We start from the raw sequence: 724 nt of genomic DNA, 5'->3' as shown, positions 1-724 counted from the left end.
CGGGTGGCCGGTCGGGGGGCGGGGTGCCTGCTGCCCGGCGCCCGGCTCGGGACCGTTCGAATCGATCTTCGCCCGCTGCGTCATGTTTTCGACGGTAAAGGCGGAATCCGCTGTTCACCCGCCGAGAGGGATGAAGATCCGACTTCGGGATGAGGGAAATCGTCCTCTGGTCGCCATGCCCTATCCGGCGTGGGGTGCGGCCTCGGCCTGCTCGGCCGCCTCGGCGGCGTGGCGCTTGAGCGCGGCGTCGCGGCCGCGGACGTACCAGATGCCGATCAGGCCGAGGCCGCCGCCTGCGGCGCAGCACCAGACCCACCACAGCAGGTCCCGGTCGGCGAACCACCCGTAGAAGGGGAGTTGGGCGAGGAACAGGACGAACCACACGATGGTGCCACCGGTGATGGTCGCGACGACCGGGCCCTCCAAGGGCTCGGGGGCCTCGTGTTGCGCAGTCCATTTCGCCATGCCCACAAGTCTAGGCGGCGGAAATCAGGGTCTACGCGCGGAGATGGACGGGCTTTCGTTCATGTGTTCATACTGAAACGGTTCTGGGCCCAGGCCCATTTTGATCATTTGATCATACGAACTCGCACCTGTCTCTTATACCCATCTCCGAGCCCACGAGACCGGTCCGTAACTCGTATGCCGTCTTCTGCTTGAAAAAAAAAAAAAGGACGTGGCCGTTTACTAAAATTTGTTTATTATCCTTGAGGCAGCTATACGC

General features: G+C 62.6%; 1 protein-coding gene. It reads right to left on the bottom strand.

Annotated features, from left to right (window positions below; translation table 11 throughout):
• Positions 1-180 precede the first annotated feature (180 nt).
• The gene (locus HYE82_RS36930) at positions 181-465 is read right to left on the bottom strand and encodes a DUF2530 domain-containing protein (RefSeq protein ID WP_179178585.1); all 285 of its coding nucleotides are present in this window, start codon (positions 463-465) and stop codon (positions 181-183) included.
• Positions 466-724 lie beyond the last annotated feature (259 nt).

The sequence above is a fragment of the Streptomyces sp. BR123 genome, assembly GCF_013401435.1.
Taxonomy (GTDB): domain Bacteria; phylum Actinomycetota; class Actinomycetes; order Streptomycetales; family Streptomycetaceae; genus Streptomyces.
Note: the sequence above shows the minus strand (reverse complement) of the source record. Positions and strands in the feature narration are given on the sequence as shown.